Annotated in this window: 6 protein-coding genes; all 6 read right to left on the bottom strand. The window is 44.3% G+C overall.

Annotated elements, in window-relative coordinates; translation table 11 throughout:
- Nucleotides 1-6: 6 nt before the first annotated feature.
- Complete coding sequence (addA, locus tag A8805_RS04745) at nucleotides 7-3636, bottom strand: helicase-exonuclease AddAB subunit AddA (RefSeq protein ID WP_109709052.1); 3630 nt, start codon at nucleotides 3634-3636, stop codon at nucleotides 7-9.
- Nucleotides 3614-6970, bottom strand: coding sequence for a helicase-exonuclease AddAB subunit AddB (gene addB, locus A8805_RS04740; protein WP_109709051.1), 3357 nt, complete (start codon nucleotides 6968-6970; stop codon nucleotides 3614-3616). Before addB ends, addA begins: the two co-directional genes overlap by 23 nt.
- Nucleotides 6971-7078: 108 nt before the next feature.
- Entirely contained in the window at nucleotides 7079-9511 is a 2433-nt protein-coding gene (locus A8805_RS04735; protein ID WP_109709050.1) for a GH36-type glycosyl hydrolase domain-containing protein, read from the bottom strand.
- Between the two features lie 20 nt (nucleotides 9512-9531).
- Nucleotides 9532-15648, bottom strand: a complete 6117-nt coding sequence (locus A8805_RS04730) for a glucoamylase family protein (RefSeq protein WP_109709049.1) — start codon at nucleotides 15646-15648, stop codon at nucleotides 9532-9534.
- 308 nt (nucleotides 15649-15956) lie between these two features.
- Entirely contained in the window at nucleotides 15957-16823 is an 867-nt protein-coding gene (locus A8805_RS04725) for a shikimate dehydrogenase (protein ID WP_109709048.1), read from the bottom strand.
- A 223-nt stretch (nucleotides 16824-17046) separates the two neighbouring features.
- Nucleotides 17047-18108 carry an NAD(P)-dependent alcohol dehydrogenase gene (locus A8805_RS04720; RefSeq protein ID WP_109709047.1) on the bottom strand — a complete coding sequence of 354 codons (1062 nt, stop codon included), beginning with the start codon at nucleotides 18106-18108 and terminating at the stop codon, nucleotides 17047-17049.
- Nucleotides 18109-18379: the final 271 nt, after the last annotated feature.

Raw genomic sequence — 18379 nt, 5'->3', positions numbered from 1 at the left:
CTGCCCCTATACCTGTATCTCCTCTCCCAAAGTAAAGGAGTAGATAATTTTTTCTTTTACCTTTTTCCCCAGAAGCTGTTCCAATGCCTTTGCATAATAGTCCAGCTGGGCATGATACTTTTCTTTCAGCTCCAGACCCGATTTCACTTTGTCTGTCTTATAATCCAGCACAACAAGTTCGCCGTTTTCCTCGAAATACGCATCAATGATTCCCTGCACCAAGATTATCTCTGTGCTTTCTTCCCCGGGATAAATTTCAGCCGCATCTACTCCAAGCACAAAGGGCTGTTCTTTTTTCAGAAGATTCTTTTGCGCCGCCTGATGCATGCGCCTTCCACCTGTACAATGTAAGAACTTAAGTATGTCCAGAACAGATATACTCTCCGCCATATCTTTCGAGAGCTTTCCCTGAGTTTCCAGCCGGACCGTCTCCTCTTCCAGTGTCTCCTCATTGTATTCCCGGGCAAAATCCAGAAGTTCTAACAGTTTATGATAAGCGCTTCCCCGGGATGCCCCGGTCAGTTTTGTTTCTTCCTTCAAAAATCTGGGCAAAAGCGGTATTACCTCTGGCTCTTCATATAATTCTTCTCCCGCTTCCTCCGACAAATAGGTGTGTTTTTTCAATTCGGATACGGTAAATTTCATCTTCAGTCTTCCTTCCTCTTCATAAGGATAGGAATACTCCAGCTGCTCCTTTAATTTGCTATGAAGCTGAGGATGATAAATGGCATCCGTATTCCAATGCTCCAGCACATCCCTGGCAAGACTCTCCGTCTGAGTTTCCACGCAGTCCGACACAGCCACATTCCAGCAGTCTGCTACATGCACCTGAAAGGGAACTTCCCCCGAGAGCTTTGGAATAACAGGCAAAATCCAGTCCAGATAGGAACGCGCACCTGCCAGCACATAATAAGGTAAAGGAGATCCTTTTTCTCCATGATTTTGTGTCTGGTACTGCTCAAGCACCTCAGCAGCATCAGACAGTTCACCTGTTATAATCAACTTCTCCTTCGCCCGCGTCAATGCCACATATAATACTCTCAGTTCTTCCCCCAGGCTTTCCCGCATAATTTCTTCCTGGATAACCTTTTTCAAAATGGTTGGGATTTTTGTTCTTTTTTCCAAATCAATAGCATCAATGCCCACGCCCCATTTCGGATGGATTACGATACTGCTCTTAACGTCCTGGGTGTTAAACTGTTTTCCCATACCACATACAAATACAATGGGAAATTCCAGTCCCTTACTCTTATGAATTGTCATTATACGGACCGTATCCGACTGCTCATCCGCAATATTCGCTTCTCCATAATCCACATCGTACTTTTTTAACTGTCCGATATATCGTACAAAATTAAACAGTCCTTTATAACTTGTTCCCTCGAACGCAGCCGCCTTTTCCACCAGCATTTCCACATTCGCCGTACGCTGTGCGCCTCCTGGCATTGCCGCAATAAACGTTCCATATCCGGTATCTTCAATGATATGCCATAATAAATCATGAATAGCAGTATAAGGAACCATTTCCCGAAAATGATTCAGAGTCTCCAAAAATTCTTTCAGAACGTCCTGCAAATGCCCTTCATATGACTCTCCAGAAGCATATTCCAGTACTGCCTCATGAAAGGCCATATCCGGATAAGCATTCCGGATAGCTGCAAGCTGTTCTGCCTCCAGCCCCACAAATGGAGAGGTTAAAATAGCCGTCAATGGCAGTTCCTGCATAAAGTTATCCAATATCTTCAAATAATCCAGCAGAACACTTACCTCATAGGTTTCAAAATATCCCTCCCGGCTGCCTGCATATGCAGGAATCCCTTCTTCACCTAATACTGCTGCGAACACATCCGCCCAGCCCTTTATACTTCTGGTTAGAATTACTATATCTCCATATTTAGGGGCACGGTATGCCCCGGATGCCTTGTCCAGCACCCTTCCACTTTGCAGAAGCTCCTTGATGCGGCGTGCCACAGCCCGTGCTTCCATCTCCCGGCGGATTCCCCCCTTCTGCTTTCTCTCTTCCGGTTCTGCATCTGCCGCCTCTTTGATTTCCGGTTCCGAAGTGTCAACCAAAAGGAGCTCCGTCTGGTAAATGCTTTCTCCCGCCCCGTCCGTCTGTGGCTCATAGGATGCACCGGGGCAAAGTGCGGCTTCCTCGTCGTAAAGGATTCCGCCTAACTCTTTTCGCATAATCTGCTCAAAAATAAAATTTACACTGGTTAAAACCTCTTCCCTGCTCCGGAAGTTTTTATGCAGGTCAATTCTCTGCCTGCTGCCCTCCTCCTGGCTGTATGTATCATATTTCTCCATAAACAGTTCAGGCCTGGAGAGACGAAAACGGTAGATACTCTGTTTTACGTCCCCCACCATAAATATATTATTTTCCCCTTTGCTGACCGTAGACACACTGGTTAAAATTGCTTCCTGAATCAGGTTGCTGTCCTGGTATTCATCAATCATGACCTCTACAAACCGCTCTTGATATTCTTTTGCTGCCGGTGATGGAACCAGTCCGTCTTCCCCCTCTTCAGTCAGGATTTGCATTGCAAACTGCTCCATATCACTGAAGTCAATCATATTTTTACTCTGCTTCTTTTCCGAAAATGCGGCTGCGAACTCTTTCACAAGTCCAGTGATAACCCGCATAGTATCCGCAGATTCTTCCATATCAAGGAAAATTTCTTCTGGTTCTTCGTAAAAATACGTTTCTGTAATATCCTTTGCCATCTTCTTAACTTTTTCACGCAGCGCCTTCACCCGTTCTCTTTTAGACCTATCCACCGTTTCGTCTTTCTTCGTGGAGAGCCGCTTCCAGCTAATTCCCTGAATCCTCTGGTACATAGCTTCAAAGTTTTCTGCCTTTAACAGATTGGAAAAAATCAGTTTATCAGATTCCAGCATCTCGCCATACATATAAGGACCGTCCGGCATGTCACATACCCGGAGCCCCTCATCCAAAATATACAGCATATCCTCCGACTTTTGCCTCACCAGTTCTTCTACACGCTCTATGCAGGAAGAGTTTTCAGCCTCCGTTTCGTAGCTTTTTGCACAGCTCTCCAGCCATACATCCGGCTGGGGATAACTTCTGGAATACTCATAAAGCTTTAAGATAACTTCTTCTATTTTCTTATCATTGCGCCCTGTACTGAATTTCTCCACAAACTCCAGAAAGTCTGTCCCGGCGTCTATATAGCGTTCTTCCAGTAATTCGTCCAGGACATCCTGTTTCAGCAGCTTTAATTCCCCTTCCTCTCCAATCCGGAAACCCGGGTCAATATCCAGCACATGAAAATGATCCCGTATTACAGAAAGACAGAAGCTATGTATCGTTGTAATTTGTGCGCTGTGTATCAGAGTAGCCTGCCGCTGCAGGTGGACATTCCCGGGGTGTTCTTCCAATTTCTTTTCAACTGCCTCCCGGATACGTTCCTTCATTTCTGCTGCTGCAGCCTCTGTAAATGTCACAATCAAAAGCTTATCCACATTTACTGGATTATCCTCATCTGTCAACATCTGAATAATCCGCTCTACAAGCACTGCAGTCTTCCCGGAACCGGCTGCCGCCGAAACCAAAATATTACGGTTTCTCAAGTCAATGACCTTCTGCTGTTCACTGGTCCATTTCACGCCCATCGTCCTGCTCCTCTCCCATTTGTTTCATTTTTTCCACAATCTCCTGCCTTCCAAGCTTCTCCATACTTTGATATTCATAGCCCGTAAGCCGGGGATCGAATCCGCAGATATCTCTGTATGCACAGTAATCACACCCCGTCTCAGTTCCCAGCTCATAAGGCTGGGCGGCAGTTTCCCCGCTTAGAATTCTATCCTTTAACGCCTGCTCTTTTCTCTTCGTGTAATCTAGAAGTATTCCAAATTCTTCTGGAGAAAGTACCTTGGAATAACGGCTCAGGCTGCCGTCTTTATTCTTCCCCACGGGTATCAGATTGGAATTTCCGCTCAGATCCCGTTCTAAATGTCTGATAACCGTATCATCCGCGTTCACAAGTCCATCCAGCTTCAGTTCTTTCAGCAGCTTTTCTTCCAAAAGGGATTCATTTTTCTCTTTTTCCACAATTGGGTCTTTCATTCTGTAATAGAAGACCCCTGCCGGAAGTATCTCTTGCTCCGGGTGCTTTTTCCGCTCCATATCCAAAGCCGCATTCAGATACACGGGAAGCTGCATCTGCAGGCCGTGGTAAAATGCAGTAATATCAAAATTCTTGGAGCCGGTCTTGTAATCTGTAACCTTTACATATATTTTATTTTCATCTTCGCAAGTGTCAATTCTGTCAATTTTACCACTGCCGAACTTCATTTCATAACCACTGGGAACAAAATCTCCTTTTTTCAACTGCTCGGTCAGAGCCCACACAGAACGGTGAATCAGCTTTTTAATCCGTGTTATCATATATTCGTTGCGTGCAGTGCTGTAAAGAACTGTATTCCCATAATCTGCAATACTTTCTTCCACACTTTCCTCAATCAATTGACTGCGCAGCTCTTCCTCCATCCCGGTCCATGCTGTCTGACTTGCATCTGCCTTTTTGGAAAAACGTTCCATAGACTGATGAGCAATATTCCCCAGGTCCATAGCCTCAAACTGATACTGCTCCCGGTCTGAAAGGCGCAGCCCATATGTAAGAAAATGGGCGTAAGCACAGGAAGCAAAACGCTCCAGCCGGGTCACACTAAACCGGGAAGCATCCCCATAGATCTGTTCTGCCACCCCTTGCCCCAGCCTGCCCGGCTCTTTTTTGAAAAATGCTGCATCCAGTATCCTATCTACAGAGTTCTTCTTCGCATACCAGGTATAAAGTTCCCTCCATTCTTCTGAAAGTCCCGCTCTTCTGTCACGAAGCCCCTGCACCAGGCAGGCCTCTGCAGTCTTCCATGTCAGCTCTGTCTCAGCCAGGCTTTTCTTATCCTCATCTATGATTTTCAGTGAGGGATAGAGCCTTAGAATATCCTGTATCAAATAGGCAGGGCGCAGGGTTTTTCCTTCCGCCGAAACCTTGGAAAAGGAAAGTGACAGGTATTCTGTAGGCTTCGTCAGATTCATATATAAATAAAACTTTTGTATGTAGGTCTTTTCCTTTGCTCCGGGAGAAAGACTGATTTTCTGTTCCGCAAAGTGCTCCCGGTCCCGCTCAGACAGCAGTCCCCCCTGTCCCAGGTTTCCCGGAAGCAGGGTATCATTTGCCCCAATAAAAAACAGCGCTTTCACATCCTTTAGACGTGTCCGCTCCACATCTCCAATAACCACCTGGTCCAGACTGGGAGGAATCACGCCAACTTTGGCTTCCGTAAGTCCTGCATCCAGCAGCTCACAATATTCTTTTAAAGAAATCCGCTCTTCCCCTAGAAGCTCCACAAACTTGTCAAACAATTCAATGGTAATCCGGTATATCTGTGCATATTCTTTTGCTAATGCCAGCTCCCCCTGCTCCTGAAACTTATTTTCCATCTCTTTTAACCGGACCTGGATCTGCTGCCCGGCTAAAAACTCATACACTGCCGCCGTAACATCCCCTACAGTTTTATTCCGCTGTTTCAGCACGTACACCAGTGAATCTATCTGTTCCACAAAACGGACCCGCAGCCCATTTAAGGCCGCCAGTACGTCTCCATCCATACCGGAAGTACGTCTCACCCATGCCGCCTGCCATTTTTTATATCCCTTCAATCCTAATGCCAGTACATAGTTTTCCATCATATCCACTTCCCGGCGGCTGAATCCGCTCATACCGGTACGCAGAAAGCGAAATACACTTTCATAGGAAAAATTCTGTTCTGCCATAGCAAGAAGGCTCCTCAAATATTCCACAAAGGCATTCAGTAGAATACTTTTTTTATGATCCATGAATACTGGGATTTCATAAATATCACAAGCCTTTTCCATATGTACGGCATAGGTATTCAAATCACCTGCTATGACCGCAATATCCCTGTAGCGTAAACTCTCCGCTCTCACCAGACGCCGGATCTGGGATGCTACATATTCCGCCTCCTGCCTGGGATTTCTTGCCGCATGGACTGTGAGGGCATCCTGCTTCTTTTCGTATTGCTTTTTTGAGTACCGGAACAGCTCAGATTCCAGGAACCCCAATGTCTCATTATTCCGAAAACGGTACACCGGTTTGTGATACAGGCGGACTTCCTCCTCTATCTCAACCCGGCGTTCCCTTGCAATCTGCACCAACCCTGTCACCATTTGTTTACTCAGTGCAAATAACTGGTAAGGGTGCCGGTACATATACGGATCTTCACGTCCATCCATCAGTACCGTGACCATGACTTTCTCACAAGTTTTCATCAGTTCCCCTAAAAGCTTATTCTGAACCGGCGTAAACCCGGTAAATCCATCCAGCACTATCACACTTTTCTGCAAAAGTGCAGACTTAGGCACCGCCTCACTGAGTACATCCAGCAATTCTTCTTTTGTAATATATTTATCAGCAAGGTAGTTTTCAAAACCTTCGTAGACCTTCCTGATATCCTCAAGCTTATAATAAAGATGGCTGTCTTGTCCCAGATCCTCTATAAATTCGTCCAGCTTTTCCGGCCCGATTCCATACTGGGTAAACTCCGAAATCACGGACTTCACCTCACTGATATATCCCTGCTTCTTCAGGTTTCCGCGCAAAACCCTCAGCTCATCCTCATAATCACCTGCAATTTTACGCAGAATTAAGTTTTTTCCCTCATCATCCAGAACTTGTTTCACATCCCCGCCAATCTCTTCAAAAACACGGTGGGCAAGCCTGCCGAAACTTAAAACATCGATATTCATAATCCCATGACGGGGATGCATCACACACAAATCTTTCTGGGTCTGCATCGTAAACTGCTCCGGCACCAAAACAAGATAATTCTTGTCCGGATTCTTCATAGATTCCTCAATAACTTTTTGATATAAATAATAGGATTTCCCTGCACCGGAATTTCCAAAAATAAACTGTAATGACATGCAGAACCTCCTCTAATAAAAATAATAAATAATTATTTTATTGTAACATATTTCTGCAAACCGGTGAGTATTATTGTTTTATTTTTAATTTCAATATATCCTGAGGCGCTATACAATAATCCGATGAATTTTTCCGTCATCCTCCAACAAAACTCTGTTCCCCTGAATCAACCTGTCATCCACAGTAACTGCTTCTGTTGTCAGCCTTCCCTTGCTTCTGCTTTCAACGCTAATCTCGTAGAGAGACCCCCCGTACTTATATTCAATGGAGAACTCTCCGAAACTTGCAGGAGTCGCCGGATCAATAATCAGCTCATTCCCCTCTTTCCGAATACCCAGAAACCAGCTTAACAGCCCCTGATACATCCAGCCTGCGGAACCCGTGTACCAGCTCCAGCCCCCTCTTCCGGTATAGGGCGGGCTGAGGGATATATCCGCTGTCATTACATATGGTTCTTTCTCGTATCTGAGCACATCTTTCCTGTCTTGCGTAACGTGAATAGGGTTCAGTATAGTGAACAGAGTTTGAGCCATCTGATAGTCCTGCTGCATGGATGCGGCAATGGCCAGCCAAGCCGCCGCATGGGTATACTGGCCTCCGTTTTCCCGTATGCCGGGGATATAATTTTTGATATAGCCTGGATTTTTGTTTGTCTTATTAAAGGGCGGCGCCAAAAGCAGGGAAAGGGCTTCCTCCTCCTTTACCAGATAGCGCCATGCCGACTGCATTGCTGTTTTCGCCCTCTCCTCTTTTGCCCCCTTTGATATCACGCTCCAGGACTGGCTGATGGAATCTATTCTGCACTCATCGTTTTCATTTGAACCGAGCTTTGTGCCGTCATCGTAAAAGGCACGGAGATACCACTCTCCATCCCAGGCGTGTTCTTCAATGTTTTGAAGCAGCGCTTCCCGTTTCTCCTCCAGTTCCCTGCCGTAGGCCCCATCGTCTTCCTGATTGCACAAAGGAATGAAGTCACCCAATACGGTATACAAAAACCAGGCTAGCCAGACACTCTCTCCCTTCCCCAGCATTCCCACCTCATTCATACCGTCATTCCAGTCCCCTCCACCCATAAGGGGAAGTCCATGTTCTCCGAAACAGGTCCGGTCGATAGCTTTTTTACAATGATTATAAACATTATCGGAACACTGAGATATCTCAGGGATAAACATAGCCTCCTGCTGTTCTTCCTTAAGCATTGGACCCTTAATGTAAGGTACCGTTTCTTTTAAAATTGTGGCATCTCCGGTGCTTCGGATATAGGCAGCGGTGCAATAAGGCAGCCATAGTAAGTCATCGGTTATTCTCGTTCTTACCCCGGTCCCCATTGGAGGATGCCACCAATGCTGGACATCCCCTTCCTCAAACTGCCTGCTGCAGGCAATTAAAATTTGCCTGCGCAGAAAACTTGAATCTGTAAAGAGAAGGGAAAGGGCATCCTGAAGCTGGTCACGGTACCCATAAGCTCCTCCGCATTGATAAAAGCCTGCCCTCGCCTGAATACGGCAGGACACCGTCTGATAGAGCAGCCAGCCGTTAACCAGGATATCCACTGTCCTGTCCTTCGTTTTTACCTGCACTGTCCCTAATAATCCGTCCCAATAGGCTCTCACCCGGTCAAGCTCCTTATCAGCGGCGGCTGCCTCCCTGTACTTGTCTTTCATTTTGTATATTTCGCCAAAACTGCTGCTCTGCCCCAGCCCAAATAATACCGTCTTACTCTCCTGGGGCTGTATCGCTATGGATACCTGAATTGCTCCGCAAGGATCATAGCATACCCCCGTATTGCAGGACAGCTTGACTTCCGCTCCCCGGGGTTCCCTGATGCTGCCCCTCCTCCCCAAAAACTCCTGTCTGTCGCCGGTATAACCGGCAATTGTTTCACTGGAAAACAGGTAGGAATAGTTGTTTTGAAAATTCATAGTATAAATGTTCTTGGCATATAAACATTCATGCTCATTGTCATAGGTGGTCAGAATATAGGGATTGGTGTGCTCCCTTTGGGTGCCTATAACCCATTCCACATAATAGGTCAGACTTAAATATTTCACTTTATCGGAACGATTCGTCAGCTTAAGGCTCCATAGCTTCAATGACTCATCCAAAGGGGTAAAAACCGTCAGCTCCTGGTCAATGAGTGCTTCCTCATGAAGGAACCTGCTATATCCAAAGCCATGTCTTACCCGGTAAATGCCCCTGTCAGACCTTCCCAGAGACATGGGAGTCATTACCTCACCGGTTATTTCATCCATAATATAGATTGCCTCGGAAGCGCTGTCACTTACCGGGTCGTTGGACCAGGGCGTAAGCTTATTTTCTCTGCTGTTTGTACTCCAGGTAAAGCCCCCGCCCGACTCCGATATCTGGAATCCAAAACTCTTGTTTGAGACAACATTAATCCAGGGTGCAGGCGGTCTGTTATCGCCCTCCAGCAAAATTTCATATTCCCTGCCCTCACAGGTAAATGCCCCGAAGCCATTAAAAAACTCATAATCTTCCGTTTCCTTCTCCTGTGTTGTTGGTGCATATGCTGTGTCCAAAGCCTCTTCCTCCTTAAAACTTAATATTCCTCGAGTAACTCATGCAGATTTTCTTTTCTATTGGTAAAATAAATCCCAGTCTTCTCTGAAAATACAACCCGAGCCACCGTATACAGCAAGTCAATCTCTGCCGGTTTCATCTCATACGTGTGCAGTGTAAAAAAGCTGGGTTTTTCTCTGCCGGAATCATAAATCCGAAGAGAGCTTGTCATATCCCTGATTAATTCATCCACAGCCTGAAGATAACCATGTTTTGAATCAATCAGGATAACCAGATCCACCATAACACGGTTGATTCTCAGATATTCGTAAGCCTTTAATACATCCTTCACAATTCTTTCCTCTCTTATGGACCGTACCATTAAAAGTAATATGGGATTATCGCCGGATATGCCAAACTTCCATAAGAAACTCTGATTCATAAAGTTCCGTCTTATATTTTCATCCGGCCCACGGTAAATGCCCGCAGGATAAAAGACCGGGCTGATTAAATCCTGAAATGCATTCAGCTGGGTTCTGGTAATCTCCAGATACTTTAACTCCAGGTTTGTTTGGAGCCTGAATTTCTCCAGAACATCATCAATACGGTAACTTACATCCAATTCCGCCGCGATTTTTATTGCTTCCTCTTTACTGCTGCACACTCCGGTAATGAAAGAAATGCAGGCAGTTTCACCTGCTTCTATGCACAGCTGTGCCCGCAGACTCATAATAGGATCATTACAAAAACCTGAATTATTGAAAAAAGAAATACTGTTAACTACAGAATCCGGATTTTCCAAGGTATTATTTCTTCCGATAAAGCGTTTTCGATCATTTTCGTATTCTAATTTTTTACACAGCTTCGCTCCTGTCTTTACCATATGCATTACATATGGATTATCAGTCTCCCTTTTCCTCCGCCTTTTTGAAAGGAAGATTTCCTGCTCTTCCAGATACTCACTTTCCAGAAATAACTTATTAAATGCAGGGTGGCTTAACTCTGCCAGATGGGTATCATCTACCACTTCCAGATAGCTGGTAACTTCCAGCTGCTTCTCCTCATTCCCGTGATTGGTAAATATAACCTTGCGTATCTCAAAGTTATGGTCCGCATCCAGGCTGACAATCATGTGTGTTGAAATATCCCCGTCCCTGCGTTTAAATTCCGCCTGGTGAGGGTAGAAGACTACATGGTAATCCTCGGGTGTCCTTCTTGTAGGATGATAAGTGGTACTCCAAAACTTCCCTTGCTTTATATCTTTGATATAGATATAATTGCCTGTATTTGCGTAAATATCCGATTTCCAGCGGTAAAGCATCCGGTCCTTATATTTACTGAGGCCATCCCCATCAGTCGTTATCATCAATGAATATTTGCCATTTGACAGATAATTTACAACCGGCGGATTCACGCCTGCACGATTGACATATCGGTTACTGTAAATGTTTTCCTTAAAAAGGGGCTTTCCGATTTTTATTGTATATCCCTGTTTGGCAATGGAAACCAAGTAGGAGTCGCGTTTCTCTTCCAGCAAGACTTCTGATGTTTTTATCATCATTTCCGCATGAAACCTCTCCCGAAGTATGCCCTCATTCAGATAATTATTAATGGCAGCCAGATTCATCCCCTGATGATGCGCCATGTATGATTTTACAATGCAATAAGGTGTTAGTTCCACAGAATTTGGCACGTTAAAATCAACAGACTCATAAAAACCATAAACTCCGAAAGCGCCTAATTCCTTCAGCTTTTTTAAATTTTGCATACATTCCTCTTCTGCGACATCCAGCGCCAGCATCGTTGCATAAGGAGCAACTACCAGGGAATCCTTACGGACCGGCTGGAGCCTGAGCTTTGGTACACCGAAGGCTTTGTACTGGTAATTGGAGTTTAAATCAAAACGATAATACTGAGATTCTGATATCCCCCAGGGTATTTCTGCCTCCTTTGCATACTTCATATGCTGGAGTACCGCTGCCCTGGAAGTCTCCGCGTAGACGGACCCTTCATATTCCTTAAATACAAGATTTGGCATCAGATATTCAAACATTGTACCGCTCCATGATACGAAGCACGGAATGCCCTTGACAACGGTCAGAGGTCTTCCCAGCTTGTACCAGTGTTTTAACGGCACTTCACCCAAGGCTATGGCAAGAAGACTTGTAAGTGCCGATTCCGATGCCATCAGGTCATAACAGCCGTCATCCAGCGTGTGGGAGGATACATGATATCCAATATGAAACAGCATTCTGTTTTCGTTAAATAAAAATTGGAAATCAACTTCTTCTAAAATACTGTCAATTTTATTACTGAGTGCTTTAATCCGGTCAATCATGCTGTTGGCAAATTTATTGACCTCCAGCCCAGTATGGCTGAGCGCAGGGTACGAAGAAAAGCTCTCTTCCTTCAGTTCCAGAGCCGCAGCCTCATGGACGATACTGTCAATGTGATTCATTAACTGTCTGGTCCAGGGGTAATCTACAGGCGGTTTAAGATCCCTCTCGTTTAAGTTTTCCCAGATATCCGCAAGATCTTCTATCAGGTCACCTATCCGTTGATATTCCTCCCTGAGCCCATCTGCGGCGGGCTTGCCTGTTCTTATCTGTAGTTCCTCATTGCAGTTTTCTACCGCAATCCTAAGCTCAGACAGAAACTTATCGGGGTAAACCGCTTTGTCAATCTGTTCTAAAAGTCCGTTTTTTAAGGCGACTAAATGTCCCAGGAAATTACCGCTGTCTACGGTTGATATATAGGCAGGGTCCAGCACCTCCAGCGTTTGAATATGATACCAGTTATAAAGATGTCCTTTCCATTTCGGCATTTTTTGAACCGTTTCCATCAGGTTTTCCACGGCTTCAACTGTAGAGCTGAGAGTTTCAAACCCCAAATCCCTGGCTGACAGAATTGCCAGAAACTGAAGTCCCACATTGGTGGGCGATGTTTTATCGCTGATCTTTTCAACCACTGAAATCTGGTAATTATCCGGACAGAGCCAGTTATTTTCCTTTGTGGACAGTTCTTTAAAAAACTGCCAGGTTCTGCGTGCAGTATCCAGGAGCAGCTCACTGTCCTGTTTTTTATCCCTCGAATGAAGCTTCTCCTCCGGCCGGCTAATCTGGTATGCAATCTCAAAGGCGAGGCTCCAGACGGCAATTAGGATTGCTGTCAGAACCATTCCTGCCGGGTTCAGATATCCCATAAATAAAATGATAATAAGCACAGCCGCCGGAAGAAGAGAACTCCACATGGTAAGAAAATACCCTTTTCTCGTATTAACAATAGAGGCATCTACCGCTTCTGCCGTATTCCAGTGAAGCAGATTTTTTTTGCTGATAAATATCCGGTACATAGTTCTGACAATTGCATCGGATGCTATATAAGCACGGTAGGGCGTGATGACAAACTCCAGGAATGCTCTTTCCAGCTTCGCAGCAAGTTCCTTTAAGAAACCTTTATAAACAAAGGCCAGCTGCGGCCGGGCGAGTTTCTGGGTAATCACTGTAAACAACAAAATCACCAGGGTAAATATATCATTAAAGAAAATAAAGGGCAGCCAAAGATAATATGCTTTGGGCATCCATGCCAGATTCAGCAATACAAACAGAGTCTTACTCAGGGGCACCAGGCTTCTTCTCATATTGTCAAAGATTTTCCATTTTGACAATGCACCTAACTTTCTTCCGTCCGAGGTCTTCAGAAACAGCCAGGGCAGCAGCTGCCAGTCCCCGCGCAGCCACCGGTGTTCCCTTTTAAGAAAGGATAAAACACTGTTTGGGAAATTATCCATAATCTTGGCTGTGCTGGAAAAAGCCGTCCGTGCATAGCAGCTCTCAAAAAGGTCATGGCTGAGAATCCGGTTTTCAGGTATTTTATTATGAAGCACCTTGTGAAAGGTTTTAATATCATAGATGCCTTTCCCAATATAGATTCCTTCGTCGAAAATATCCTGGTAGCTGTCTGATATTGCGGCTCCATAATGGGCAAGCCCGGATTCTCCTCCGAATATTTTCGTAAACCTGCTGCCGTCCTTATCTACAATATGATTTCTTACCGAAGGCTGAATGATGACATAACCCTCCGTTACTTTCTGACATGCAGTATCCAGAATTGGCCTATTTAAAGGATGATCGATCAGTCCCACCAGTTTTGAGGCGTTGTCACGGAGCAGATTTGTATCTGCATCCAGTGTAATCGCATACCGGAAGGTAGTAAGAAGTTTTTCGTCGCAATAAATAGAAGAAAAGGTGGTATTTTCCTTTCTTGTGCCATTTAAAAGACTATTAAATTCTTCCAGCTTTCCTCTCTTACGCTCCCATCCCATATAACAGTTCTCGGCTTCATTCCATTTCCGGCAGCGGAAGAACAAGGAAAAACGCTGGTGCTCCGACGGGTGGAGCTCATTGAGTTCCTTCATACGTGCAGCAAGAGTGTCTTCAATCACTTTGTCCTTCTCCATGAACTCGTCCGGGGAATCTTCAAAATCAAGGAGCAGCGCAAAGTAAAGGTTAGGCTGCCGGTTTGCCAGATAATGCTTGTGCAGACGTTCTATATACTCCATGCCCTGTTCCTTCGAGGAAACAATAACAGGCATGACCACAAAGGTTCTTGCGTCCGGGCCTATTTCTTCCAGATAGTTCAGGGAAGGAATCTTCTTAACCATAATTCTTTTGGTAAATATAAAATTTGTAATCTCTATAGAAATACCTATCAACAGCGGCATTGCTGCCAAAAGGGTGATGACCTGCCTGCTGGTATTCTGCATCCCTCCCAGGATTTGGAAAGCATAGAACAGGCAGGCACTCAGCCCTGAAATAATAAGGAAAAGAGCAATGAAATAAAGGAGGCCCTTTACGTTCATTCTTTTTTTAATGCTTTTGGGAATCGGTTTTCCTAATGCTTTTGCTTTCAGAATCGGATAACCCTTACCCAAAAGATAGGCTCCTACATGATGAGAACAATGCAGGTCCTCCCTGCCCTGAACTGCCAGCTCCAGGCAGTCCTTCGCTATCTTTTCCTCCATCAGCCGATAGCGGAGCGATAATTTAACAATGACCCCACGGTACATACCCCTGGATTCCACATCCATCTTTGAATAGACACCATCCGGGTCCTGTGATAAAATCTGCTCCAGACAAGAATATTCTTCAAAGAATTTTTCCTCATCCAATTCATTGATATCCCTCAGGCTGACAATTAAGGTCCTGATATTTGTCTCAAGAAATGATTCAATTTTTCCCTCCTCCTGGATTATGCCGGAGGACTTCACCTGTCTTTTCATAGAACCAAAATGATATCCCAGATATCTTTCAATGGCAGCCTCATCAAAAGACATATTTTTCAGAAGATATATTACATGGGCATGGAACGAGTAGTTCCGCCTTAAGTCCTCATCTATTTTGCAAAGCAGTGCTGATATATCGGCTGCTCCCTGCTCATCTGTCAGCTTTTCCTGAAGAAATTTTTCTGCTTTCGACTTTACATCAATTATGTGAAGAATTTCATCTGCAATTACAATGATTTCTTCAAGAAGGCAAAAGCCCAGTACTTCCGGCAAAGCCCAGATTTCCTTGTCTGTAAGCGATATCTTCTGTTGATAAGCTTTCAGCATCAGATCAATATTTTCTTCACTCAGGTGTCCGCCGGAAAGAGCCACCATCCTTTTTGCCACAATATAAATACGGGGAAAGTTACGGTATTCTTTTCCCTTCAGAACCGGTAATACGGCATAGCTGGTTCCCGAGGTACGTACTTTTTTAATTTCCCGGTACAGCATCTGGAAATTGTCAAAGAACCAGCGCGCTGCCGGAATCAGGGAAATGATATCGTTGGATACGGCAGAGATACTGTCTCCTATTTTATTCAGTTTCTTATAGGCTGCCTGATTATAATCATTAAGAACCAAACTATGTCCATTCAGTCTGATCTCACTGTGGCTTTCCGCTAAATCAAGCATCTCCTTTTCCCACTCGCTCGGACCCGGTTTATCTCCTTCTTCCGGGAAACAAGCAGGAAAATGCACTTTTTTCAAAAAGTGGTTAAACCGGTAATACAGCATTAATAGAACAAAACAGAACAATGCAATTAGTATCAAGAAAATAACCAGCAAAAGCGGTGAATTTATATAAAAGTTAATTCTTCCCAACAAGCTCTGCAATTGAAGCTCCTCCTTATTTAAGAAATCATTCAGACATAACAAAATTTTTTATAGATAGTTTGTCTGTTTTCCCATAAAATAGCGCAGTACTATATTATGGCAATTTTTATGTTTTTTATTAATTTCCTGTCATATTTATAAAATTTATATGAACCTTGTACTACAAGGGAGAGAGTATTATCGGCAGCACTTTGCCTTTCACACCCATAGTATTGATTTGCTTACACCGTCCTTCAGACTCACAGCCACCCGCCGCATGCAAAAAAAGAATTGCCACTATACTAATCACTTAGTATAGTGGCAATTTTTTAATGTGAATCTAATATTGGTTTTACTACATCAAGGGGCATCTTTTCTCCAGTCCAGATTTCAAAACTCCGCGCGCCCTGATACATCAGCATATTCTTACCGTTCATAATCTTACAACCATGTGCTTCGGCCGTTTCCAGCAATTTGGATTTCTCCGGATTATAAATAACATCCATAACCGCCAGATCTGCACGAAAAACACTTTCGTCCTTGATCGGGCTCATCCCAACCATCTTTCCCATTCCAACCGGAGTTGCATTTGCCAGAATTGAGCTTTCAAAAATATGCTGCCTCAGCGCTTCTTCTTCCGAAAGTTCAGTTACTGTTACTTTACAGTTCGTCTCACTGTTGATGCGCTCAGCCAGCTTTAACCCGCTTTCAAAGGTTGGATCCTTAATACCAAAGACAGTAATTTCTTTCATCCCGTCCAGAGCTGCCTGGGTACAGATCGAGGAGCTTGCTCCACCAGTTCCGATTAGTGTCATTTTAGCACCTTCAACCACTACCTGGTTTTCACGCAGAGTTTCCATGAAACCAAAACCATCGGTGTTATAACCAATCAGCTTTCCATCCTTATTCAACACGCAGTTGACCGCTCCGCACAGAGCAGCTTCCCGGCTTAATTCATCCAGATATTCGGAAACAACCTGCTTATTTGGCATTGTTACACTGAATCCCAGGGCACCAAGTGCTCTCATACCTTCAATCGCAGCTTTCAGTGTATCCTGAGCCACATCATATGCCAGATACACACAATCCAGTCCCAGTGCTTCAAAGGCAGCATTATGTATCGCAGGTGAGTTACTGTGTGAAATAGGACTCCCCAGTACAGCCAGCATTTTTGTTTTTCCCGTTATTTTACTCATAAATATTCCTCACCTTCTTTATTGTTAATAATAGATTACATTTCTTTTACGGTAAAATCAATAGAAGATCCTGAATATTTTTATGACATTTCAGCTATAAATCAATATCTTGGAATGAAAAGCAGGGATGCTGCCAATAGATTTCTCATCTATTTTGCAGCATCCCTATTCTTACTAAATTCTTTCGTTTATAAAAAGAGCATCAACGAAGCAGACTTTCCTGCTACCAATTAATTGTAACTACTGGCTTAATTAAATCTCTCGGCTTATCCTTCATAAGCATTAATGCTTCTTCCACTTTGTCAAATCCTTCAAACCGATGAGTAATGAGTCTGCTTGGATCAATACGGCCTGCCATTACCATAGCCGCCAATTTTTCCATACGCAGTCTTCCCCCTGGCATCAAACCACCGGCAATTGTCTTGTGGCCCATACCAACGCCCCATTCAGCACGTGGAATCTTAACAAATTCGCCCTCACCAAGATAGTTGATATTACCAATCACACCACCTGGTTTCAGCATTTTAATTGCCTCATCAAAGGTATCACAGTCGCCGCCGGCAATAATCACCCGGTCCACACCCTTGCCATTGGTCTTATCCATAACCTGTTCAAGAATGCTGCCATCCTTATAATTAATAATATCAGTAGCACCATACTCTTTCGCAATTTCAATGCAATTGGGGCGGGAGCCAACAGCATAGATATCTGCCGCGCCTCTCAGAACTGCTCCGCGTACTCCCATCAAACCTACAGGGCCAATACCGATGACACAAACCTTATCACCGTATTGTACATTTGCCAGCTCTGAACCGTGCAGACCGGTAGGTACCATGTCACTTAACATAGCAGCTGTCTCCGGGGCCAGTCCCTCGGGCAGCAGTGCAAGATTGCCATCTGCGTCATTTACATGGATAAATTCGCCAAATACACCATCTTTTACATTTGAAAACTTCCAACCTCCCAGCATGCCGCCGGAATGCATAGAAAAACCTGCCTGTGCCTCAAGTGAATTCCAGTCAGGAGTAATCGCCGGCATAATCACTTTATCACCTGGTTTAAAATCCTTCACCAGATTACCAACCTCTACAACTTCACCAACACCTTCGTGTCCTAAGATTAAGTTGTGCCGGTCTCCTACAGCACCTTCCCAAACAGTATGTACATCAGATGTACAAGGTGCCAGCGCTATAGGGCGCAAAATTGCATCCATAGGTCCACAAGCAGGTCTCTCTTTTTCAATCCAACCTGTATTCCCAATCCCTAACATTGCAAATGCTTTCATAGCTACCTCCTTCTTTCTGAATAATAGTGGTTAAATTGTTATTTTTTTAACAATATCTTGTTGATTTAGAGTTTATCATACACTTACAAAATAGTCAACTCTCTAAGAGAATAAAATATCTGCTGGGGTTGACTTTTCCTTATGTGTCTGCTACGATGGCAATAGTTTACAAAGACAGGAGATGAAAAAATGAAGATGTTTTCTTGCTAATTTTATTCGTAAATGCATACCAAAACAAGCCGGCAAAGAAATTTGTCTCTTTTTGTTATGC

Origin of the sequence: Faecalicatena contorta (assembly GCF_003149105.1) — a bacterium.
GTDB lineage: Bacteria > Bacillota > Clostridia > Lachnospirales > Lachnospiraceae > Muricomes > Muricomes contortus_C.
This window is presented reverse-complemented; position numbering and strand designations above follow the sequence as displayed.

What these genes read in the sequence shown, in the direction of transcription:
- A8805_RS04720 (WP_109709047.1), bottom strand. Translation starts at nt 18,108, where the DNA reads ATGAAAGCATTTGCAATGTTAGGGATTGGGAATACAGGTTGGATTGAA.
- A8805_RS04725 (WP_109709048.1), bottom strand. Translation starts at nt 16,823, where the DNA reads ATGAGTAAAATAACGGGAAAAACAAAAATGCTGGCTGTACTGGGGAGT.
- addB (WP_109709051.1), bottom strand. Translation starts at nt 6,970, where the DNA reads ATGTCATTACAGTTTATTTTTGGAAATTCCGGTGCAGGGAAATCCTAT.
- addA (WP_109709052.1), bottom strand. Translation starts at nt 3,636, where the DNA reads ATGGGCGTGAAATGGACCAGTGAACAGCAGAAGGTCATTGACTTGAGA.